Below are 22660 nucleotides of genomic sequence, written 5' to 3'. Positions count from 1 at the left end.
AAAGGACTGACATGGCAAAAAGCATCAGCCTGACCCGCTACCTCGTTGAACAGCAACGTGTGGACGGCCTCATCCCCTCGCAACTGCGCCTGCTGCTGGAAGTGGTGGCCCGCGCCTGCAAGAGCATCAGCCACGCCGTGAACAAGGGCGCGCTGGGCGGCGTGCTGGGCACGGCCAGCAGCGAAAACGTGCAGGGCGAGATCCAGAAGAAACTCGACATCATCGCCAACGAGGTGCTGATCGAAGCCAACGAATGGGGCGGCCACCTGGCGGCCATGGCCTCGGAGGAAATGGACGGCATCTACCTGGTGCCCAACCGCTATCCGCAAGGCGAATACCTGCTGCTGTTCGATCCTCTCGATGGCTCCAGCAACATCGATGTGAACGTGAGCATCGGCACCATCTTCAGCGTGCTGAAAAAGCCCGATGGCGACCGTGGCGTGGAGGAAGGCGACTTCCTGCAACCCGGCACCCAGCAGGTGGCCGCGGGCTACTGCATCTACGGCCCGCAGACCACGCTGGTGCTCACCGTGGGCGACGGCGTGGCCATGTTCACGCTCGACCGCGAACAGGGCTCCTTCGTGCTGACCGAAGAAAACGTGCGCATTCCCGAGGACACCAAGGAATTCGCCATCAACATGAGCAACATGCGCCACTGGGACGAGCCCGTGAAGCGCTACATCGACGAATGCCTGCAGGGCAAGGACGGCCCGCGCGGCAAGGACTTCAACATGCGCTGGATCGCCAGCATGGTGGCGGATGTGCACCGCATCCTCACCCGCGGGGGCGTCTTCATGTACCCCTGGGACAAGCGCGAACCCAACAAACCCGGCAAGCTGCGCCTGATGTACGAGGCCAACCCCATGGGCTGGCTGGTGGAGCAGGCCGGCGGCGCCGCCACCAACGGCAAGCAGCGCATCCTGGACATCCAGCCCACCCAGCTGCACGAGCGCGTCAGCGTGATCCTGGGATCAAAAAATGAGGTGGAGCGCGTGACAGCCTACCATTCCACGCTATAATTTGAGGCTTACGCCGGTGTAGCTCAGTCGGTAGAGCAGCTCATTCGTAATGAGAAGGTCGGGTGTTCGATTCATCTCTCCGGCACCAAGTCAGCAAATAAAGCCCCGCTATTGGATAAATGGCGGGGCTTTATTTTTTGCGCATGCCGGGAGGGCCTGCTGCCCGGCAGCACCGCCCTTTCTGGCCGCTCAGCGCCCAAAAACACGCAACCCGGCCAGCAAGAGCACGGCCAGCGCCAGCACCAGCGTGGCGGTCTGCCAGAAAACGACCGGATTGCGCTCCACCAGCGGTGCCGCCCTGCGGCGCTGGAACCGCAGCCCTGGGGACTGCAGGTCGTGGATGAACTCCGACACCGCCTCCTGGCGCCTGGCCGGATCGGGGTGCAAAGCCTTCTGCAGCACGGCATCCAGCCAATCCGGCAGGTCGGCCCGCAAATGGCGGATCGGCACGTACCGCAGCCGTTTCACGTCACCCGCCGAGCGGATGCGCACCACCTGCAGGCCATACGGCAGCTGCCCGGACAGCATCTGGTAGGTGAGCACCGCCAGCGAGAACAGGTCGGAACGCGCGCTGCCCCCCATGCCCGCAAAATACTCCGGCGCGGTGTACTGCAAGGTGCCGGCAATGGATGAGCCCATGTCCAGGCCGTGCGCTTCCTCGGCCAGGCCAGCGACCAGCGTGGAGCCGAAGTCGATGATCCGGGCGGTTCCCGTGCGGTCAATCATCACGTTCTCCGGCCGCAGGTCCTGGTGCAGCATTTCCTTGCCATGGAAGGCCTGCAGTCCCTTCGCCACTTGCGCCACCAGGCTGCGCACCGCGTCGAGATCCGGGCGGGGATGGTCGATCATCCACTGCGCCAGGGTCTGGCCCTCCACGAATTCCATGGCCACGTAGACATGCTGGCGCGGCCGGTCGCTGGTGTGTGGCCGGAGCACATGGGGGCTATGAATACGCCGCGCCACCCACTCTTCCAGCAGGAAGCTGTTGAGATAGCCGGCGTCATCGCGCAACGCCGTCGATGGAGTCTTCAGCACCACCTGCTGCCCCGTCGCGCCGTCCACCGCGAGGTGCACGTGGCTGCGCGCGCTCGCGTGCAGTTCGCGCACCACGGTGTAGCCTTCGAAACGCATCCTGGGCGACAGCGGCGGCGCGAACGCGAGGCCTTCGCGCAGCGCATGCAGGCGGTGGGCTTCAGGATCGGGCAGCGCATCGATGCGCAGGATCTGCACGGTCATGTCGTCGTCGGCGCCGCGGGCCTGCGCACCCTCCACGATATCTTGCGCGGCCTGATCGAAGTCCCCGGGAAACCGTGCCAGAGCCGCATGCACTGCGGCTGCATCGAAATGCGTGTACGCACCGTCGGTGGCCAGCACGTAGAGGGCCCCCACATCGGCCGGCAGGCAGCAATAGTCGATCTCGACATGGGCACTCGTGCCAAGCGCGCGGCCCAGGAACGACTCGGCCGACGACAGGTGGACACGGTGGTCCTGCGTCAGCTGCTCGAGCGACTGCCCGTGAAGGCGATAGATGCGCGCATCCCCCACATGCAGCACATGGACATCGCGGCCTTTCAGGATCAGCGCGCTGAAGGTGGTCACATAGCCGCGGTCCTTGTCGAAACGCGCGTGGCTGCGCATGGTCTGCGCATGCAGCCACGCATTGGTGGCACTCAGAACGCGCTGGGCCGAGCGGCGCACCGACCAGGCGTCGGAGGTGGCGTAGTAGTCGTCCAGGAAACTGCGCACCGAGGCCGCGCTGGCCTCCTGGCTGACCGTGCTGGACCCTATGCCATCGGCCAGGGCGACGACGATCCCCTTGGAGCCGCGCAGCGGCTCGCCGGGCAACATGGCACCATGGAAGTCCTGGTTGACGCCCTTGCGCCCCGCCCGCGAGTGCTGGCCCAGCGTGACGCGCAGCCCGCCCGGATCCGTGCCGTGGCCCATCAGCGGTCCATGGCGCTGCACGCCACCGCCAGCCCATGCAACCGGCGCGGCCCACCCGCCAGCCGCCGCGCGGGGGTCGCCCCGCCGCGCTGGCGGCGTCCCCATGCCCGCAGCGCGCAGCGGCGAGGTCGCTCAGGGAGAAGCTCAGGCATGGTGGCGCTTGGGCGCGGTCTTGTAGTGCGTGGAATACAGCGTGGCACCGACGAAGGTCAGGCCTCCGACCAGATTGCCGAGCACCGTGGGAAGCTCGTTCCAGATCAGATAGTCCATCAGCGTGAACTTGCCGCCCAGCATCAGGCCGGTGGGAAACAGGAACATGTTGACGATGGAATGCTCGAAACCCATGTAGAAGAAGATCATGACCGGCATCCACATGCCGATGGCCTTGCCCGAGACCGTGGTGGACATCATCGCGGCGACCACGCCGGTGGAGACCATCCAGTTGCACATCACGGCACGCACGAACAGCGTGAGCATGCCGGCAGCGCCATGGGCGGCATAGCCCACCGTGCGGCCCTCGCCGATGTGGCCGAGCTTCTCGCCGACGGCATTGGGCGCCTCGCTGAAGCCGAAGGTGAAGATGATGGCCATGAACACCGCCACCGTCAGTGCGCCCGCGAAGTTGCCCACGAACACCAGGCCCCAGTTGCGCAGCACGCCTGCCCAGGTGGCACCTGGGCGCTTGTCGAACACCGCCAGCGGTGCGAGCGTGAACACGCCCGTCAGCAGGTCGAAACCCATCAGGTACAGCATGATGAAGCCCACGGGGAACAGCATGGCGCCGACCAGCGGGTTGCCGGTGTTGACCGTGACGGTCACGGCAAACGCGGCCGCCAGCGCCAGGATGGCGCCGGCCATGTAGGAGCGGATCAGCGTGTCGCGGGTGGACATCAGGAGCTTGGATTCACCGGAGTCGACCATCTTGGTCACGAACTCGGCAGGGGCAAGGTAGGCCATTGAATTTCCTTTGGGACGGGAGACTATTGACAGCGTCCCGGACGGCGGGCCGGCGGAACGCGCAAGGAGGAAAAAAGAAAACGGCGTCCGCTGCGCCGCCCTCCAGTCATCTGGAGGAGACGCAAGGGACGCCGTTATCCTTGGATGCGCGATTCCTTTGCCCGCGGAAGACCACGGACGGTGGGTTGGCAAGCCGCCTTTAGCCGACAACCACTTCTCTCCATGCAAGTTCCATACCCCTGATGGAATGGTGCATCGGAGCGTGGCCCGTCCCTCTCTGGCGCATGCGCGGCGACCATCGCAAGAAATGAGCCTCCACTCGGTGCGGCACCGGCACCACAGTGGGTCACCAGTGCCTGCCCGCCCCGTTGCGGGGCACCGCGACGCTATCTATGAGGACTTGGCGCCTGACAGCGCAGACTGCGCAAAGGCGAGATCGGGCAGGGACAGCGTGGCCTCCGCCACCTCGAGCAGCCGGCGGTTCTGGTCCATCGAGGTTTTCTGCAACACGCGGAAGGCGACTTCCTCGTTCATGCCCAGGCGGGCCATCAGCACCCCCTTGGCGCGCTCGATCACCTTGCGTTCGTTCAGCGTGCGGCGCGCCGCCTCCAGCTCGGCCTCCATGCTGGCCATGCGCGCCGACTGGGCCTGCAGCAGTTCCAGCAGCGAAGCCGATTCGGCCCCGTGCGTGCCGGCCGCCGCCTCCGGCACGGACGTGGGTGCAATCGCGATGTCGAAGAACCGGTCCACCGCGTGCGTGCGCTGCGGCGGGTTGTCGCGCAGGCCGCGCAGCAGGCCCCTGGAGTCCTGCAGGTCCTGCTGCGCTTCGAGGATGCGAGCCTCGCAGTCCTCGCGCAGACGCTGGACCAGTTCGACCTGCAGTTGCCACAGCGCGTTGATGCGCTCCGTGCACACGTCGAACCAGGCGTCGCTCAGGTTGCTGTCCAGGGCGGCGCCGGGGCGCACCACGCACAGCGTGCGCCGCAGCCGCTCCAGTTGGGCCATGCCGGGGGCAAGCTGCTGCTGCTCCCAGCGTCCACGCAGGGCCGGATCGGCAAACTCGGAAAACACGCGCAAGCTGCGCTCCTGCGCGTCGATGAGGTGCAGCACCCGCTGCTGGTGCGCGTCGCTGCCCTGGCCAGAGGCATAGAGCAGCGCGCCCATGGCGCGCTCCTGGCCCGCCTCTTCCTGCGCCTGCACCAGGTGCAGCAAAGCCACCAGCTGGCGCGATACGCTGGGCAGCCCCGCCGCATCGGCCACATGGAAGACCAGCTCGATCAGACCCGCGATCAGGTGGCTGAACGCAGCGATCGAGTCGTGTGCGGTCATCGCCTGCTTGTAAATCTGGCTGCGCAGCGCGGGCAGAGAATCAAGCCCCAGGAGGGCCCACGCCATGAGCGACAAGGCCTTGGCCGTCGCGCCCTGTTCGGGTTCCACATGCTGGGCAAATTCCTGGCGCAGTCGCGCCTCCAGTGGCAGCACCTCCTGGATGATCCGGCTGCGCATGTCGGCAAAACGCTGGGCATTGGACGCCAGGTAGGCGCCCGATGCGCCGCGCTCGCGCTGCAGACCTTCTATCAGCTGGCCGATCGTGTCCACCAGAACGGCCCGGCTTGCGAGGTGGCGCACCGCGTCGATCTCCAGCTGGCGCGAGCGCAGCACAAGGGTCGAAACGGTCAGGGACGCGGCCTGGTCGGGCATGCGGGAACTCCAGAAAATCAATACGAGGGAATGCTAACCCCAGAACCTGCCGCGCACCCGCCAAGCCTCCAGGGGCCTGCGCGGAACGCGGTGCAATGCACTTCCGCACAACCCGGCCCGAAGAGTTGCCGGGACACGGCCTCAAGAGACCTCAAGGGCAGGCCCTCAGGCCATTGCAATGCTGACGCGCCCACCCTCGGCGCGCACGCCGTGCGCCCGCACCGAATGCTCGGGCGCCTCCAGGCATTCGCCCGTGCGCAGGTCGAAATGGTTCTTGTACAGCGGCGAGGCGACGACGACGCGCTCGCCCAGGTTGCCGATCAGCCCGCGCGAGAGCACGCTGGCGCCCGACTTCGGGTCCACGTTGTCGATGGCGAAGAACTGGTCGCTGCCGGTGCGGAACACCGCCACATGGCGGTTGGCCACCAGGGCGCAGACGCCGGTGCTGGGCAGGATGTCGTCGACCGCGCAGATGTCGGTCCAGGCAAGGGGGTCGGTACTGTTCATGGGAAGTGCGCTCATGGGAGTTCTCCGTTATTGATTCATTGCGCTACAGGTTGCCCGCAGCGCGCGCAACTGGCGCAGCCGACACCAGTGCCCCACGCAAGGGCCGCCCCGCCGCGAAGGCGGCGTATCCAGCGCATGCGCTGGGGGCGTCCCCCTCCCGGACTCGCACAGCGCGTCGAGAGAAGGGTGAAGGCGCGAAGCGACTCAGGGGGTGCTTCATGTCAGGCGGCCTGGCGGATGGGGATGACGTTGGCGCCGCGCTCCTCCGCGCGGGCCGGGCGGATCTGGCCGCGCTCCTCGACGAAGAGCACGTTCTCGTCGGCCTTGTCGCTGTTCACGAACGAGCGGAAGCGCTTGCGCGTCTCGGGGTCGGTCACGGCGGTCTTCCATTCGCACTGGTAGGTATCGACCACGTTCTGCATCTGCGATTCGAGCTCGGCGCACAGACCCAGGCTGTCCTTTTGCAGCACGTCCTTGAGGTAGTCGAGGCCACCTTCGAGGTTCTCGCGCCAGGTGCTGGTGCGCTGCAGCCGGTCGGCCGTGCGCACGTAGAACATCAGCACCCGGTCGATCATGCGCACTAGGTCTTCCTTGGACAGGTCGGACGCGAACAGCTCGGCATGGCGCGGCTTCATGCCGCCGTTGCCGCAGATGTAGAGGTTCCAGCCCTTTTCGGTGGCGATGATGCCGATGTCCTTGCCCTGCGCCTCGGCGCATTCGCGCGTGCAGCCCGAGACGCCGAACTTGATCTTGTGCGGAGCACGCAGGCCCTTGTAGCGGTTCTCCAGCTCCACGGCCAGGCCCACGCTGTCGCCCACGCCATAGCGGCACCAGGTCGAGCCCACGCAGCTTTTGACCGTGCGCAGGGACTTGCCGTAGGCATGGCCGGACTCGAACCCGGCGGTGATCAGCTCCTCCCAGATCAACGGCAACTGCTCCAGCCGCGCACCGAACATGTCCACCCGCGCACCGCCGGTGACCTTGGTGTACAGGCCGTACTTTTTGGCCACCTGGCCCACGGCGATCAGGCCGTCGGGCGTGACCTCGCCACCGGGCATGCGCGGCACCACCGAGTAGGTGCCGTCCTTCTGGATGTTGCCCAGGTAGTAGTCATTGCTGTCCTGCAGGCCGGCCAGCTCCTTCTTGAGCACGAACTCGTTCCAGCACGAGGCGAACACGCTGGCCGCCACCGGCTTGCAGATGTCGCAGCCCATGCCCTTGCCGTGCTGGGCCAGCAGCTCGCCGAAGCTCCTGATGTTGCCCACGCGCACCAGGTGGTAGATCTCCTGGCGCGAGTACGCGAAGTGCTCGCAGATGTGGTTGTTCACGGCCATGCCACGGCGCGCCATCTCGGCCTTCATGACCTGGGTGACCAGGGGCACGCAGCCGCCGCAGGTGGCGCCGGCCTTGGTGCAGGCCTTCATCTCGGCGATGGTGCAGGCGCCATTGCCCACGGCTTCGCAAATGCCGGCCTTGGTGACGTTGTTGCACGAGCAGATCTGTGCCGTGTCGGGCAGGGTACCCACGCCCAGGCCGGGTTTGGCCTTGCCATCGCTGGACGGGAAGATCAGGAACTCGGGGTCCTCGGGCAGCGTGATGCCGTTCAGGGCCATCTGCAGCAGCGTGCCGTATTCGGTGGCGTCGCCAATCAGCACGGCGCCCAGCAGTTGCTTGCCGTCTTCGCTGATGACGATCTTCTTGTAGACCTGGCGGCGCTCGTCCACATACTGGCAGGTGCGGCTGTGGGGCGTTTTCGCATGGGCGTCGCCGATGCTGGCCACGTCCACGCCCATGAGCTTGAGCTTGGTGCTCATGTCGGCGCCGACGAAGGCGGCGTCGGTCTCGCCTGCGATGTGGCGGGCGGCCACACGGGCCATGTCGTAGCCGGGGGCTACCAGGCCGAAGGTCTGCTCGTTCCACGACGCGCATTCGCCGATGGCGTAGACGTCGTGGTCGCTGGTACGGCAGGCGCTGTCGATGGCCACGCCACCGCGCGGGCCGATGGCCAGCAGGCTCTGGCGGGCCAGTTCGTCGCGCGGGCGGATGCCGGCGGAGAAGACGATCATGTCGGTCTCCAGCCAGGTGCCGTCGGCAAACACCATGCGGTGGCGCGCACGGGCACCATCGGTGATCTCCTGGGTGTTGCGGCCGGTGTGCACCTGCACGCCCAGCTCCTCGATCTTGGCGCGCAGCACGCGGCCGCCGCCCTCGTCCACCTGCACGGCCATGAGGCGCGGGGCGAACTCGACCACATGGGTTTCCAGGCCCATGTCGCGCAGCGCCTTGGCGCATTCCAGACCCAGCAGACCACCGCCCACAACCACGCCGGTCTTGGATTTGGCGCCCGAGGCCTGCATGGCCTCCAGGTCTTCGATGGTGCGGTAGACGAAGCAGTGGTCGCGGTCGCGCCCCGGCACCTGGGGCACGAAGGGGTTGGAGCCAGTGGCCAGCACCAGCTTGTCATAGTGCAGCACCTCGCCGTCGACCGTGGTCACGGTGCGAATGCGGCGGTCCACCGATGCGGCCCGCGCCGCTAGGCGCAGGGTGAAGCCGGTGCGCTCGAAGAAGCCGGGCTCGACCAGGGAGAGTTGCTCGGCCGTGGTGCCGCTGAAGAAGGCGGAGAGGTGCACCCGGTCGTAGGCGGGGCGTGGCTCCTCGCACAGCACGGTGACCTCGACGCCGGTCATGCCGGTCTCGGCCAGGCTTTCGAGGAACTTGTGGCCGACCATGCCGTGGCCAATGAGAACGATTTTCATGCTAGTGATCCTGCAATGGACCGGGCCGCCCGGAGGGCAAGTGCAGGGATGCTGTGCATCGGCAGCCCCGAGGGAGGCAACCAGTGCACCTCACCCTCCGCAACGGCACGGGTGTGGATTGGAACGACCCCACGAGAGGCTCATAGCCTCGCTCGTCCGGGGGTTCCGCCATCATTAGCGGAGGGTGTTGGTCGGTCCGACGGCAGCTTCACCGGCAGACATGCAACGGTAGATCGCAATATCCATGCCGCCCTTTCAGCCCCTGCGGCCACATAGCGCTCGCCAGGAGCGGGCAAGCGGGTTGGCATCAGCGACCCGGCCGGCACGGAGTCGCATCAATGCGGTGCAAACCATCACCAAATCAGGGCATCGCCTCAGGTTGGGACAAATTGCCGCAGGCAGACCGCGTCGGAATGCCCCAGGGACAGCCAGGAGTTCTGGTACCTGGAACGCGTGCCGTGTGCTGGTTTGTTGCCATTCTTTCTTTTTCAAACGTGCCCGCCTCATGCAGACTGAGACGATGCAGTCCGGCCGGTCAGGACACCTGTTCAGTGCTCCTGAAAGGATGGCCAGCCAGGGCAGGAATCCCAGAGCTTTTTTCCTATATGAGGACTACCAACATGAGCGTGGAACGCAGAGGCAGCGCGGACAGGCGCAGCGGAAAAGACCGCCGGCAAGTGGAAAAAGGGCCGCCCACCAACTATGAACGCAGGCGCACGGTCGAAGCGCGGCAACCCGAGCTGACGGAACTGCACCTGAGCGAAGAAGAACTCAAGGCACTGGGATTCGCGCAGGACCAGCCAGCACCCAAAAAACCAACCTGATCGCTGCGACCTGGCAGCAGCCACGTTTTCAATGCTGTTTCGTGCGCGGCAGGGTATCCGTCGCAAGCACCGCCCAGGCAGGCGGCCGGACTCGCCCGCCCTCTCCTCTTGCACCGCCCGTTGGCACGTCACGCCGCGGCGAGCGCGAGCCGCAGAATCAGTTTTGCATCGCCTTGTTTTTTATTCGCCGTGCAGCGTGAGCAGGCGGTGCGCGACCATGTCCAGCGCGGGCCGCGTGTTTCCCTGCTTGTCCGTCCAGACTCTTGGCGTGATGCTTCCCGCCAGCGCCACAGAGTCTCCATCGCGCAGGGCGTGCATGGAGGCGCAGACCCCTGCCTCAAATGCAATCACGTTGACGAACAGCGTCTCGCCATCCGCCGTGCTTGCTCGCACCTTGGAGACGGTAAAAGGCTTCCCGGCCTTGTCAGTACGCCGCTCGGCCTCGCCATACAGCCTGCCGGCCACCAGTCCATCGATCATGAGAGTCCTTTGCGGGGCGAGCCGCTACTTTGGTTTTGGCGGGGGCAACCGCAACACGGGCTGACCACATGTCAGCACTACCTCGACAGGGAGCCTGCTGATCAGCGGGGGCTCGGTATCGCCACCATGCCTGCACAGCACGCAGCAGCAAGCCGCCTTTCATTTCACCCCAGGCCGTGTTGCATGTTTTTCCGCGACCAAGCAAAAAAGCCCAGAACCTTTCGGTTCTGGGCTTTTGCTAACAATGGTCGGCGTGGCGGGATTCGAACTCGCGACCCCTTGCACCCCATGCAAGTGCGCTACCAGGCTGCGCTACACGCCGACAAGACTTAGATTATATGCAGAAAAAAGGTCAACCCAGAGAAAGTAGCGCCCGAATTTCAAATAATTCTTTGCGCACCGCATTGGAGTCCAGCGTGATGCCCATCGCATCGATGGAAAGATCGCGTGCGCTGTCCACCAGCATGCTGGGCATCTCGGAATCAAACCCGTTCATCGCGCCATCGGCCCCGGCCTCATCGCGGGCGGGATGCGCAAGCTCCTGCAGGCGATTGCGCGCGCCACTGATGGTGAATCCCTGGTCATAGAGCAGATCCCGGATGCGGCGGATCATGAGCACTTCATGATGCTGGTAGTAGCGCCGGTTGCCACGCCGCTTCATGGGGCGCAGTTGAGTGAACTCCTGCTCCCAGTAACGCAATACATGGGGCTTGACGCCACAAAGCTCCGCGACCTCACCAATCGTGAAGTAGCGCTTGGCGGGGATCGAAGGAAGGGGGGTGCCCATGGGTGGTGGATTCAAACCGGTCAGCCAGCTAGCGTACTGCAGACGCGCACGGACCGCCAGTCATCGGCAACATTCTGGTCACAAAAACGGCACAAATTCACGATCCGGCAGCCGTCTGGATCTGTTCCTTGAGTTTGCTGCTGGCGTGAAACGTCACCACGCGGCGTGCCTTGATCGGAATGGCCTCGCCCGTGCGCGGGTTGCGCCCGGGCCGTGGTGCCTTGGTGCGAATCTGGAAGTTGCCGAAACCCGACAACTTCACATCCTTGCCCTCCACCAGGCTCTGCGAGATCAGGTCGAAGAATGCGTCGATCATGTCCTTGGACTCGCGCTTGTTCAAGCCAATCTGGTCAAACAGCAGATCGGCCAGTTGTGCCTTGGTCAGCGCTGGCGTTTCCAGGCTTTCGACGGCGAATTCGATCATGGCGTCAGCTCCCTTGAACATCATCAGACACGCAGCCGTGCGCCCATGCGCTGGGCCAATTGCCCCACCACCGCTTGAACAGCGGCATCAATCTCGGCCTCGGTGAGCGTCGCCTCGTCGCTGCCCAGAGTCAGGCGCACCGCCAGGCTCTTCTCCCCAGGAGCCAGGCCACCGGCGGGTGCCTCTTCGCCCGCACGCAGCGCCTTGGGCCGGTAAACGTCGAACAGCACGGCCGAACGCAGCATTGCGCCGGGCACCGCTTGCTGGACCGCCGCCATGACCTCGGCATGGGTGACCCGCTCAGCGACCACCACCGCCAGATCACGTTCGACGGACTGGTGCTTGGCCACGGACTTGAATTGGGGCACTGCACGCTGCAATACGGCATCCAGTTCGAGTTCAAACATCACCGGCGCTTGCGGGAGCTCCCACGATTGGCGCCACTGCGGGTGCAGCTCGCCCACGAAACCCACGGCCCGCCCGTTGAGGAGCACCCGCGCGCAACGGCCGGGGTGCATCGCAGGATGGACGGCCGGCTCGAACGTGGCTTGCAGCGGCGCCAGCAAGGCCTCGAGATCGCCCTTCACATCGAAGAAGTCGATCGACTGCTCCTTGCGGCCCCACTGGAGCGCATCGTTGGGTCCATAAGCCAGACCGGCCACGCGCATGGGCTGGTGAAAGCCTTCCACCGTGGTGTCGGTGTTGGCCACGCTGGCATCCCGCAGGAACACACGGCCCAGCTCGAACACGCGCACGCGCTCGGCGCGGCGATCCAGGTTGAACTTGAGCACCTGCAGCAGAGAGCCCAGCAGGCTCGAGCGCATCACGCTCATCTGGCTGGCGATGGGGTTGAGCAGCTTGATGGGCTGCGCGTTGGCCGCCAGCTCCCGCTCCCAGCGCTCTTCCACGAAGCTGAAGTTGATGGTTTCCTGGTAGCCCAGGCCCGCCAGCGTACGGCGCACGGCGAACGGGCTGCGCGTGGCCTCGGCCGGCAGCTTGGGGGTGATGGGGGCCAGCGGCGGCGTCGTGGGCAGGTTGTTGTAACCCACCATGCGCGCAACCTCTTCGATCAAGTCTTCTTCGATGGTGATGTCGAAGCGGTAGGCCGGTGGCGCCACGGTGAGGGTGCCCTCGCCTTCCGCGAACGGCAGGCCCAGGCGCCTGAACACGTCGGCGCACTGCACCTGCGTGAGCGGCATGCCGATGACCTTGGCCGCGCGCGCCACGCGCAGCGTGACGGGCTGGGGCACGGGCAGGTTCACGCGCTGGTCGTCCATCGGGCCGCAGGCCGTCTCGGGCGTGCCGCAGATGTCGATCACCAGCTGGGTGATGCGCTCAATGTGCTCCACCGTCAGCGCAGGGTCCACGCCGCGCTCGAAGCGGTGGCCCGCATCGGTCGAGAAGTTGTAGCGGCGCGAACGCCCGGCCACTGCCTTGGGCCACCAGAAGGCAGCCTCGATGTAGATGTGCTTGGTGTCGTCCGAGACGGCGGTGGCGTCCCCGCCCATGATGCCGGCGAGCGACTCGACCTGCTGGCTGTCGGCGATCACGCCGACCTTTTCGTCGACGGTGATGGTGTTGCCGTTGAGCAGCTTGAGCGACTCGCCCGCCTTGCCCCAGCGCACATCCAGCCCGCCATGGATCTTGTCCAGGTCGAAGATGTGCGAGGGACGGCCCAGCTCGAACATCACGTAGTTGGAGATGTCCACCAGCGGCGACACGCCGCGCTGGCCGCAGCGCGCCAGGCGGTCGAGCATCCACTGCGGCGTGGTGGCGCGGGTGTTCACGTTGCGCACCACGCGGCCGCTGAAACGGCCGCACAGGTCAGGGGCACTGATCTTCACGGCCAGGGTGTCCGGGACTTTGGAGGCCACTGCCGGGAAGGCCGGCTGCGAGAGGGACACGCCGGTCAGCGCGGAGACTTCGCGGGCGATGCCGTACACGCTCAGGCAGTGCGCCAGGTTGGGCGTGAGCTTGAGCGTGAACAACGTGTCGTCCAGGTTCAGGTGCTCGCGGATGTCCTGGCCCACGGGCGCGGAGGCATCCAGTTCGAGCAGGCCGCCGTGGTCTTCCGACAGCTTGAGCTCGCGCGCCGAGCACAGCATGCCCTGGCTTTCCACACCGCGCAGCTTGCCGACCTTGATCAGGAAGGGCTTGCCGTCGTCGCCCGGCGGCAGCTCGGCGCCCACCAGGGCGCAGGGCACCTTGATGCCCACGCGCGCATTGGGTGCGCCGCACACGATGTTGAGCAGGGCGCCCTGCCCTACGTCCACCTGGCACACGCGCAGGCGGTCGGCATCGGGATGCTGCACGGCTTCCTTGATCTCGCCCACAACGATCTTCGCGAACGGCGGCGCCACGGGGCGCAGCTCCTCCACCTCCAGGCCGGCCATGGTCAGCGTCTCGGCCAGCTCGGCGGTCGAAAGGGGTGGGTTGCAGAACTCACGCAACCAGGATTCAGGGAATTGCATAGTCGAACTCTTGTACGGGGTCGTATACGGAAATTACCCTGCGCGGTCTCTCGGGACACATGCGCCAGGGTGAAAACGGCTGGGCGGACCGCCGGGCTGCCCGAATGGCAGCCGTCCGGCCCTGCTGGTTACTGGAACTGCGACAGAAAACGGATGTCGCCGTCAAAAAACAGGCGCAGGTCGTTCACGCCATAGCGCAGCATGGTCAGGCGGTCGGGGCCCATGCCGAAGGCAAAGCCGATGTATTTTTCGGGGTCCAGACCCATGTTGCGCACCACGTTCGGGTGCACCTGGCCGGAGCCGGCCACTTCCAGCCAGCGGCCGGCGAGCGGGCCGGTCTGGAACTGGATGTCGATCTCGGCGCTGGGCTCCGTGAAAGGAAAGAAGCTCGGGCGAAAGCGCAGCACCAGGTCGTCGCTTTCAAAGAAGGTGCGGCAAAACGCGGTGAAGATGACCTTCAAGTCCTTGAAGCTCACGTTCTCACCAATCCACAGGCCTTCGCACTGGTGGAACATGGGCGAGTGCGTGGCGTCGCTGTCCACACGGTAAGTGCGGCCCGGCGCGATCACGCGGATCTCGGGCATGGGCTGGCCGGCGTCGAGCAGCGCGCGGTGCTTCTTCACATGCTGCACCGCGTGGCGGATCTGCATGGGGCTGGTGTGGGTGCGCAGCAGGTTGGGCGCCTCGGGGGTGCCGCCTTCCACGTAGAAAGTGTCGTGCATGGAACGCGCGGGGTGGTCTTCCGGCGTGTTCAGTGCGGTGAAGTTGAACCAGTCGGTCTCGATCTCGGGGCCCTGGGCCACATCGAAACCCATGGAGCCGAAGATGCCCTCAATACGCTCGAGCGTGAGCGACACGGGGTGCAGGCCGCCCTGCCCGCGCTGGCGCCCTGGCAGGCTCACGTCCAGGGCCTCTGCCTTGAGCTGGACCTGCAGTTCCGCATCGGCCAATGCCTGGCGGCGCGCGGTGAGCGCGGCCTCGATGGCCTGCTTGGCGACGTTGATGGCGGCGCCGCGGGACTTCTTCTCATCCACCGACAGCTGCGCCATGCCCTTCATGAGCTCGGTCACGCGACCCGACTTGCCCAGGAACTGCGCCTTGGCGTTTTCCAGATCAGCAGGGGTGGCGCTTTGGGCAAACAGTTGCGTCGCGCTCTCGACCAGGGAATCCAACTCGTTCATATCGACTCTTGAAAATGAACAAGGGCTAGCGCCTTTTCAAGCCCTAGCCCTTGCTGTTATTGCGCAAGCAGCTATCAAAAAGATAGCCACCCATCGTGAACTCAAGCAGCCAGCTTAGCCTTGACTTGCTCCACGATGCTGCCAAAGGCAGCCTTGTCGTGCACTGCGAGGTCGGCCAGCATCTTGCGGTCGATCTCGATGGATGCCTTCTTCAGGCCGTTGGCGAACTGGCTGTAGGTCAGGCCCAGTTCACGGGCAGCGGCGTTGATACGGGCGATCCACAGCTGGCGGAACACGCGCTTCTTGGTGCGGCGGTCACGGTAGGCATATTGCCCAGCCTTCATTACCGCCTGTTTGGCGATGCGGAAGACGTTACCGCGGCGACCACGGAAGCCCTTGGCGAGGGCGAGAACTTTCTTGTGACGGGCACGGGCCGTTACACCACGTTTGACGCGAGGCATGTGAGTACTCCTTGTTCGTCGTTATTAAAGGCCAGCACCGGGCAGCATTTGTGCGATAGAGCCCATGTTGGTCTCATGCACAGCAACTGCACCACGCAGGTGGCGCTTGTTCTTGGTGGTCTTCTTGGTCAAGATGTGACGCTTGAAGGCTTGACCGCGCTTGACGGTGCCACCGGGACGAACGCGGAAACGTTTTTTCGCGCTGCTCTTGGTCTTCATTTTGGGCATGTGAATGCTCCTTTTCGTTGTGCTCGTGAGGCGTTTGCAAACCGATCTGCAAACTTGTTGGCCCCGAGCCACTTTTTCAGCCGGTATTCACCGGCTGTGCGGCAGTGCCTTCGCACTGCCTATCGCCGGATAGTGTCCCTTGCGGGCCACCCCTGGCAAATCTCTGTCTCTTCTGCGCGGGCCGCTCAGGCCGCACTGCCCGAAGGCGTGCTTTCAGCGGCTGCCGGCTTGGCTGCAGCAGGCTTCTTCTTGCCCGGCGCGATCATCATGATCATCTGGCGGCCTTCCAGCTTGGGAAACTGCTCGATGATGATGGAATCGGCCAGCTCATCGCGAATGCGGTTGAGCAGCGCCAGACCCAGTTCCTGGTGGGTGATTTCACGGCCGCGGAAACGCAGCGTGATCTTGCACTTGTCACCATCGGCCAGGAAGCGGCGGATGTTGCGCATCTTGATGTTGTAGTCGCCATCGTCCGTGCCCGGACGGAATTTGACTTCCTTGATCTCGATCACCGTCTGCTTGGCCTTCGCCTCCGCAGCGCGCTTTTGCTCCTGGTACTTGAACTTGCCGTAGTCCATCAGGCGGCACACCGGTGGGTTCGCTGTGGCAGCGATTTCCACCAGATCCACATCCAGCTCGCCTGCCATGCGCAGGGCTTCCATGAGGCTGACCACGCCCAAAGGCTCATTCTCTGGCCCGGACAGACGGACTTCCGGGGCCATGATTTCACGGTTCAGGCGGTGCTTGCGCTCTTCACGGTGGCGACGATCACGAAATTCAGTAGCGATGGCTATCTTCCTTCAATCAAAATACTACAAAAAATGTAGCTACAACCGCACAGCTGGCATGCGACAAAGCACGTTTTGAATCAAACTCAGGCTTTGGTGGCGATGTCCTGGGCGATCAGCTCAGCGAACGCTTCGATGGACATCACTCCGAGGTCACGATTGCCCCGGCCGCGTACTGCAACGGCGCCTGCGGCCTTTTCCTTGTCGCCCGCGACGAGGATGTATGGCAGCTTTTGCAACGAATGCTCACGTATTTTATACGTAATCTTCTCATTGCGCAGATCGACCGCCACCCTAAGGTCTTGATTCGGCAGCGCTTTTTGCAGCTTTGCAGCAATTTCGCGACAATAATCGGCCTGCGCATCGGTGATGTTGAGCACCGAAACCTGCACGGGCGCAAGCCACACCGGGAATGCGCCCGCATAGTGCTCGATCAGCATTCCGATGAAGCGCTCCATGCTGCCCACCGTGGCGCGGTGCAGCATCAACGGGCGCTTGCGGCTGCCGTCTTCGGCCACGTATTCCGCATCCAGGCGCTCGGGCAGGTTGGGGTCGATCTGCATCGTGCCGCACTGCCATTGCCGGCCCAGCGCGTCCTTGAGCGTGTACTCGATCTTGGGCCCATAGAACGCGCCCTCGCCTTCGGCGATCTCGAACTCGCAGCCCGAATGGCGCAGGCCATCCATCAGTGCCTTCTCGGCGCGGTCCCACGATTCATCGGTACCGATGCGCGCCTCGGGCCGTGTGGCCACCTTGTAGATGATGTCGGTGAAGCCGAAGTCCTTGTAGACCTTCTGCACCAGCGCCGTGTAGTTGGCGCACTCTTCCAGCACCTGTTCTTCGGTGCAGAAGATGTGGCCGTCGTCCTGCGTGAAGCCGCGCACGCGCATGATGCCGTGCAGGCCGCCCGTGGGCTCGTTGCGGTGGCAGGCACCGAACTCACCGTAGCGCAGCGGCAGGTCGCGGTAGCTCTTGATGCCCTGCTTGTAGATCAGGATGTGGCCGGGGCAGTTCATCGGCTTGAGCGCGTACTCGCGCTTTTCCGATTCGGTGGTGAACATGTTGTCGCGGTACTTGTCCCAGTGGCCCGTTTTCTCCCACAGGCTCTTGTCCAGGATCTGCGGTCCCTTGACCTCCTGGTAGCCGTTGTTGCGGTACACGCGGCGCATGTACTGCTCCACCTCCTGCCACAGCGCCCAGCCCTTGGGGTGCCAGAACACGGTGCCGGGCGAATGCTCGTCCATGTGGAACAGATCCAGCTCGCGGCCCAGCTTGCGGTGGTCGCGCTTCTCGGCCTCTTCCAGCATCGTGAGGTATTGCTGCAGCTCTTCCTTGGAGGTCCAGGCCGTGCCATAGATGCGCTGCAGCATCTCGTTGCGGTGGTCGCCGCGCCAGTAGGCGCCTGCCACCTTCATGAGCTTGAAGAACTTGAGCTTGCCCGTGCTGGGCACGTGGGGGCCACGGCACAGGTCTTCGAAATTGCCTTCGCGGTACAGGCTCACATCTTCATTGCTGGGGATGCTGGCAATGATCTCGGCCTTGTAGTGCTCACCCAGGCCCTTGAAGTAGGCCACGGCTTCGTCGCGCGGCAGCACGCGCCGCACCACGGGCTCGTCCTTGGCGGCCAGCTCGGCCATGCGCTTTTCGATGGCCACCAGGTCTTCAGGCGTGAAAGGACGCTTGTACGAGAAGTCGTAGAAGAAGCCGTTTTCAATCACCGGGCCGATGGTCACCTGCGCCTCGGGGAACAATTCCTTGACGGCATAGGCCAGCAAGTGGGCCGTGGAGTGGCGGATGACTTCCAGCCCATCGGCATCCTTGGCCGTCACGATCGCCAGCGGGCTGTCGGCCGTGATCTGGTAGCTGGTGTCCACCACCTTGTCGCCAATCTTGCCGGCCAGGGCGGCTTTGGCCAGGCCCGAACCAATGGATGCGGCCACTTCGGCCACCGTGACCGGACCCGGGAATTCGCGCTGCGAGCCGTCGGGAAGCGTGATGTGAATCATGGGATAACTCTTTCTTTTCGATCAGTGCAATGGGTGCGGGCACGCGCCAGGCCCAAAAACAAAAAAGCGCGGAACGGGTCCGCGCTTTCTGGAGGAGGTGTGCAATCTCGTGCAGGCGCGAACAGCCAGCCTCAACGGCCGGTCAACATCTCCGATGTAGTTCGCGGTGTCATAACCAGATTGCCTTTCTCGCTCTTGTGCAGTGAATTTGCCTTCATTTTACCCCTGCCGCCCTGGATCCTCCATTTGTGCCGGCGTTTACCCGGGGTTCAATGGTTTTTGCGCCACACAGTTGCGTTGCAAACACACGCCACCGCGCTCGCGAACACCGCGTGATGCCTGGCGGCTCGCCAAAATGTGAGACAGTAATGCGCGCGAGCGCAGGCAGCATTCGAAACGACAGCGATACCACGCCCAGATGCCTGGCGAAGATGCCCCGTGTGTATTGGCGCGTGACTTGACTTGCCTGCAAGGGCCGCCAGTGCTCTTGCCAGGACACGACCGCGCGCTCAGCCCGTGCAACGCACGCCCGCCCTGCAGACCAGCCGCCACGGGCCCATTGGCTTATGAGAACGTTTATGCACCCAGAGATTTCCGTCGTCATCCCGGTCTACTGCGAAGAAAAGGGAATCCACGTCACGCTGCACGAAGTGGATAGATTCCTCAGCGCGACAGCATCTTCCTGGGAAATCGTGGTGGTGGATGACGGGTCTCGCGATGACACCTGGGGCCAGCTCAGCGCCATCTCCCAGAAAATTCCGCAGTTGAGGGCGCTGAAGCTGAGCCGCAACTTTGGAAAGGAGGCCGCGGTCTCCGCGGGAATGGAAGCCGCCAGGGGCAAGGCGGTTGTCATCATGGATGGAGACATGCAGCACCCCCCTTCCCTGCTGCCCCAGATGATCGAAACATGGCGCAGCGGCACGGTCGACATCGTGGAAGCCGTCAAATCGAACAGGGGCGACGAAACCCGTCTGTCTGCGGCACGCGCCAAGCTCTTCTACTTCATATTGAGGGTGTTCTCGGGCCACGACCTCAAGGGTGCCTCAGACTACAAACTGCTGGACCGGCGAGTTGTCGACGCCTATCTCACCATGAAGGAGCGCAACGTTTTCTTCAGGGGCATGGTGAGCTGGATGGGCTTCCGCTCGATCCAGATTCCCTTCGAAGTGGAACCGCGGGTCGCTGGAGACTCCGGCTGGTCCGTCTTCGGATTGATCCGCCTTGCGGCCGTGGCAGTCACCAGTTTTAGCTCCTTCCCCCTGCACCTGATCACGATTTTCGGCGCGGTATTTCTGTGTTTCTCTGTGCTCCTGGGCATGCACACCGTTTACATGAAATTGAGTGGAATGGCGGTTGACGGATTCACCACGGTCATACTGCTGCTGCTGATCATCGGCAGTTTTCTGATGATGGGCCTGGGAATCATTGGCGAATACCTGGCACGCATCTATGACGAAGTGAAGTACCGCCCGCGATACATCGTTTCCACGGAACTGCCCAAGGACGGGCCTTGACCCGATACGCACCGGTGCCGCCAGGGCGGCGCCACCGTGCCTGGCACGGGAACACCATCCATGGCATGCCAGCAGACGGCCGGTGAAAGCAAACCTTTGTGGCAACAGCCCTTCAGCCACCGCCTGCCGCAAGCCCACACCTCACAATTACGGATACCCGCCACTGCCATGCCAAAGCTATCAAAGCTCCTTCGCTACGGCGTCGTGGGCGTTATCGGGGCGGTGTCGCACATGTCCACGCTCTTCCTCCTGGTGGAATTCGATTTCGCGGGCCCTGTCGTCGCCACCACCGCCGGGTTTCTGGTGGCGCTGCTGATCTCCTACGCAATGAACAGGATATGGACGTTCGGCTTCACCGGAAGCTATTGGGCATCGCTCGTCAAGTACTGCATCGTCTCGGTGATCGGACTGGGCCTGAATATCCTCATCATCAAGCTGTTCACGGACTATTTGGGCCTGTGGTACGGATGGGGAGCCTTCTTCGCCGTGGGCGCCGTCGCACTCAACAATTTTGTTCTGAACAACGCCTGGACCTTCACCCAGAAAGCCCCGTCCCGTTGATGCCACACGGCAGATAGCTGTCTGCCAAGAACATCCACATGGAAACAGAAGACATGCCGACAGCACCCCCTCCATCTGCCGACAGATCGCCGAGTCATTGGATTGCACTGCTCTTCATTGCGCTGCTGGGCGCGATCCAGATCTATTTTTACGACATCACGTTCCACGGCCCGGATCAGATCAGGGACATGGAAATTGCACGGAAGCTGATCCACAACGGCGAATGGCCCTTGCATGGCCCTCCACTTTTTGGAGAACGCCTGAGCCTGCCCCCCGGGTTTTACTATCTGCTCGCGGCACCCCTGCTGATCCGGGACAGCGAAGTTTCCGTATTCATCGCCTTCGGCATCCTCTTCGCGTTGTCGGTGTGGTACCTGTGGAGGAACATCAGCGCCTGTTTCGGCCCACGGTGTGCGCTTGCCTACGCCGTGCTGGCATTCCCGGTCTTTTCATCGCTGTATACCCACAGCGCCTGGAATCCAGCCCTGGTCATGACACTCAGCAACGTGGTTCTGGGTCTGTTCATCCAGCTCGTGCAACATCGCCGCCACGACTGGCTGGCACTTCCCCTCATTGCATTCCTGCTGGTGCAGATCCATCCCTCTGCCGCACCGCTGCTCGTGGGTTTTGCAGCCTACGTGCTGCTGAACCCTCGTGTGCTCTCAAGCCCCAAGACGATCACCACCGTGCTCGTCATCATCGGCATGACGGCGTTGTGGGCCGTCAAGTCAGGCATCGTGGAAAAACTCCAATCCACAGCACCCCATCCAGCCGCAGCGCAACCCACCCAGGGGTGGCTCACCAATCTCCTGGATGTCGGCAAGTGGCACGACGTCCTCCTGATGCCCTACAGCACCATCGCGGCGATAGAGCCTGCCATAGCACCCTTGAAAATCCTCACCGGAATCCTGCTCGCGGTGATGCTGGCCGGACTCCTGCTGAGCATCGCCGCCTGCCGCACGGACCGCACCATTCGCTGGATATGGGCCACCACGGTGCTCTGGTTCGCGGTGTCCATGGCGTTCCTGAGCCAGGGAGCCTTCTGGCACCTGGACGTCATACATCCCTGGCTTGCCTTGCTGGCTGCTTTCGGGCTGGCACGCGCAAGCGACAGGCTGCGGCTCTCCAGCCTGCGCTTTCACGGCCTGGCTGTCGCAGCCTTCGTGCTGGTCCTTTCGGCGCACGTACTTTTCTATGGGCAGCTTGAAAAACGCGGAAAGTACGACCTCCTGGTGGCCCCCTTGTTCTTCCCGAAGCTGGAAGAGGCGGGCTTCAAGATCCCGGGATATACATACAGATACCTGAACGACCTGCGCACAGCCCTGGCCGACCGGGGCATATGCCAGGCCGACATTGCAGGCCTGAGCTCCATGCTGGTGCGCGATGCCACGAACAGGACATTCCAGTTGCCTTCCTGCGCCCCGGCAACCCCGCAGTCTCAGGACTATTTCATCCACTCCCGGCAGGATGCGGCGAGGTTTGATTTCACGAAGGGGCTGGAGATCGTCGATTCCGTCGGCGAGACGGATATCCATGCAGTAAGACCGCTGGGCATCAAGATCAACGGCATCGCCACGCACAGTGTCACATCGGACAGCAAGCTCGACTACATGACGTACTTGCCGGCACGGCTTGAAGGCGGGCTGACTATCGCACTTGCGCACCAACCGGAAATCACCCTGCGCGTGGCGTTGCGCTGCGGCAGGGACTATCCGATGCAGGAGCCAGAAAGCTGGGTGCTCCAAGGCGCCAGCATCAAGAAGCCGCTGGTATCCGCTCACCACAGGTACCTGGGGTCCAACTACTACGATCTGGAGTGGACCCTTGCCTTGCCTCCCGGCGCATCGGACGCCACCGTCTCGTCGTCGCTGGGCACCATTGATTGCGATGTGTCGGCCATCGCCCGCGCGCCCACCGCGCAAGCTGCGCCGTGACAGCGGTAGTGCCCAGCTTCACCCCGTAGAGCGGGCACCTCGCTGCGGGGCCCGCCAGCTTGCCATTCGAGGAGCGGTGGAAGCTGCGGCGAAACCCTATGAAAAAAGCCACCCCGC

Annotated in this window: 19 protein-coding genes and 2 tRNA genes; 6 read left to right on the top strand and 15 right to left on the bottom strand. The window is 63.8% G+C overall.

All coding sequences use genetic code 11. The features are described 5' to 3' along the window. Positions 1-11 precede the first annotated feature (11 nt). Both AC07OC_RS08445 and AC07OC_RS08440 read left to right on the top strand, forming a co-directional pair. The gene (locus AC07OC_RS08445) at positions 12-1019 is read left to right on the top strand and encodes a class 1 fructose-bisphosphatase (protein ID WP_218338775.1); all 1008 of its coding nucleotides are present in this window, start codon (positions 12-14) and stop codon (positions 1017-1019) included. A gap of 12 nt (positions 1020-1031) precedes the next feature. After that, positions 1032-1107, top strand: a tRNA-Thr gene (locus AC07OC_RS08440). 101 nt (positions 1108-1208) lie between these two features. Here the strand turns inward: AC07OC_RS08440 and AC07OC_RS08435 are convergent. From AC07OC_RS08435 to nirB, 5 genes are all read right to left on the bottom strand, one after another. Next, a complete protein-coding gene (locus AC07OC_RS08435; RefSeq protein ID WP_494600816.1) occupies positions 1209-2963 on the bottom strand; it encodes a bifunctional protein-serine/threonine kinase/phosphatase in 1755 nt (584 codons plus the stop codon). A gap of 144 nt (positions 2964-3107) precedes the next feature. Next, positions 3108-3920 (bottom strand): formate/nitrite transporter family protein, encoded by an 813-nt coding sequence (locus tag AC07OC_RS08430; protein WP_218338790.1) that lies wholly within the window; start codon positions 3918-3920, stop codon positions 3108-3110. Between the two features lie 390 nt (positions 3921-4310). Then, entirely contained in the window at positions 4311-5621 is a 1311-nt protein-coding gene (locus AC07OC_RS08425; RefSeq protein WP_218338791.1) for a nitrate regulatory protein, read from the bottom strand. A 165-nt stretch (positions 5622-5786) separates the two neighbouring features. Further along, positions 5787-6143 (bottom strand): nitrite reductase small subunit NirD, encoded by a 357-nt coding sequence (nirD, locus tag AC07OC_RS08420; RefSeq protein ID WP_255590835.1) that lies wholly within the window; start codon positions 6141-6143, stop codon positions 5787-5789. Between the two features lie 206 nt (positions 6144-6349). Then, entirely contained in the window at positions 6350-8884 is a 2535-nt protein-coding gene (gene nirB, locus AC07OC_RS08415) for a nitrite reductase large subunit NirB (RefSeq protein ID WP_218338792.1), read from the bottom strand. 620 nt (positions 8885-9504) lie between these two features. Here nirB and AC07OC_RS08410 point away from each other — a divergent pair. After that, positions 9505-9708 (top strand): hypothetical protein, encoded by a 204-nt coding sequence (locus tag AC07OC_RS08410; protein WP_218338793.1) that lies wholly within the window; start codon positions 9505-9507, stop codon positions 9706-9708. A gap of 180 nt (positions 9709-9888) precedes the next feature. Here AC07OC_RS08410 and AC07OC_RS08405 read toward each other — a convergent pair whose 3' ends face one another. From AC07OC_RS08405 to thrS, 10 genes are all read right to left on the bottom strand, one after another. After that, on the bottom strand, positions 9889-10188 hold the full coding sequence (locus tag AC07OC_RS08405; protein ID WP_218297538.1) for a single-stranded DNA-binding protein: 300 nt from the start codon (positions 10186-10188) through the stop codon (positions 9889-9891). 245 nt (positions 10189-10433) lie between these two features. Further along, positions 10434-10510 (bottom strand) — tRNA-Pro (locus AC07OC_RS08400). A gap of 30 nt (positions 10511-10540) precedes the next feature. After that, the gene (locus tag AC07OC_RS08395) at positions 10541-10975 is read right to left on the bottom strand and encodes a MerR family transcriptional regulator (protein WP_218297539.1); all 435 of its coding nucleotides are present in this window, start codon (positions 10973-10975) and stop codon (positions 10541-10543) included. A 97-nt stretch (positions 10976-11072) separates the two neighbouring features. After that, the gene (locus tag AC07OC_RS08390; RefSeq protein ID WP_218297540.1) at positions 11073-11399 is read right to left on the bottom strand and encodes an integration host factor subunit alpha; all 327 of its coding nucleotides are present in this window, start codon (positions 11397-11399) and stop codon (positions 11073-11075) included. 23 nt (positions 11400-11422) lie between these two features. After that, positions 11423-13870 (bottom strand): phenylalanine--tRNA ligase subunit beta, encoded by a 2448-nt coding sequence (gene pheT, locus AC07OC_RS08385; RefSeq protein WP_218338794.1) that lies wholly within the window; start codon positions 13868-13870, stop codon positions 11423-11425. 128 nt (positions 13871-13998) lie between these two features. Beyond that, positions 13999-15051, bottom strand: a complete 1053-nt coding sequence (gene pheS / locus AC07OC_RS08380) for a phenylalanine--tRNA ligase subunit alpha (RefSeq protein WP_218297542.1) — start codon at positions 15049-15051, stop codon at positions 13999-14001. 101 nt (positions 15052-15152) lie between these two features. Beyond that, entirely contained in the window at positions 15153-15512 is a 360-nt protein-coding gene (gene rplT, locus AC07OC_RS08375) for a 50S ribosomal protein L20 (protein WP_005795139.1), read from the bottom strand. Positions 15513-15536: 24 nt separating this feature from the next. Next, positions 15537-15740, bottom strand: coding sequence for a 50S ribosomal protein L35 (rpmI, locus tag AC07OC_RS08370; protein ID WP_056645539.1), 204 nt, complete (start codon positions 15738-15740; stop codon positions 15537-15539). A 185-nt stretch (positions 15741-15925) separates the two neighbouring features. Further along, entirely contained in the window at positions 15926-16534 is a 609-nt protein-coding gene (gene infC / locus AC07OC_RS08365) for a translation initiation factor IF-3 (protein ID WP_370627732.1), read from the bottom strand. A gap of 80 nt (positions 16535-16614) precedes the next feature. Further along, positions 16615-18534 carry a threonine--tRNA ligase gene (gene thrS / locus AC07OC_RS08360; protein ID WP_218338795.1) on the bottom strand — a complete coding sequence of 640 codons (1920 nt, stop codon included), beginning with the start codon at positions 18532-18534 and terminating at the stop codon, positions 16615-16617. Positions 18535-19112: 578 nt separating this feature from the next. Here thrS and AC07OC_RS08355 point away from each other — a divergent pair. The 3 genes from AC07OC_RS08355 to AC07OC_RS08345 are packed head-to-tail and all read left to right on the top strand — an operon-like array spanning position 19113 to position 22543. Then, positions 19113-20048, top strand: a complete 936-nt coding sequence (locus tag AC07OC_RS08355) for a glycosyltransferase family 2 protein (RefSeq protein WP_218297544.1) — start codon at positions 19113-19115, stop codon at positions 20046-20048. A 60-nt stretch (positions 20049-20108) separates the two neighbouring features. Further along, complete coding sequence (locus AC07OC_RS08350) at positions 20109-20609, top strand: GtrA family protein (RefSeq protein WP_494600811.1); 501 nt, start codon at positions 20109-20111, stop codon at positions 20607-20609. A 38-nt stretch (positions 20610-20647) separates the two neighbouring features. Continuing rightward, complete coding sequence (locus AC07OC_RS08345; protein WP_494600809.1) at positions 20648-22543, top strand: ArnT family glycosyltransferase; 1896 nt, start codon at positions 20648-20650, stop codon at positions 22541-22543. Positions 22544-22660 lie beyond the last annotated feature (117 nt).

Source organism: Acidovorax sp. GW821-FHT10E04 (assembly GCF_059415185.1).
The sequence above is the reverse complement of the archived record's forward strand: the minus strand, read 5'-3'. Positions and strand labels throughout refer to the sequence as shown.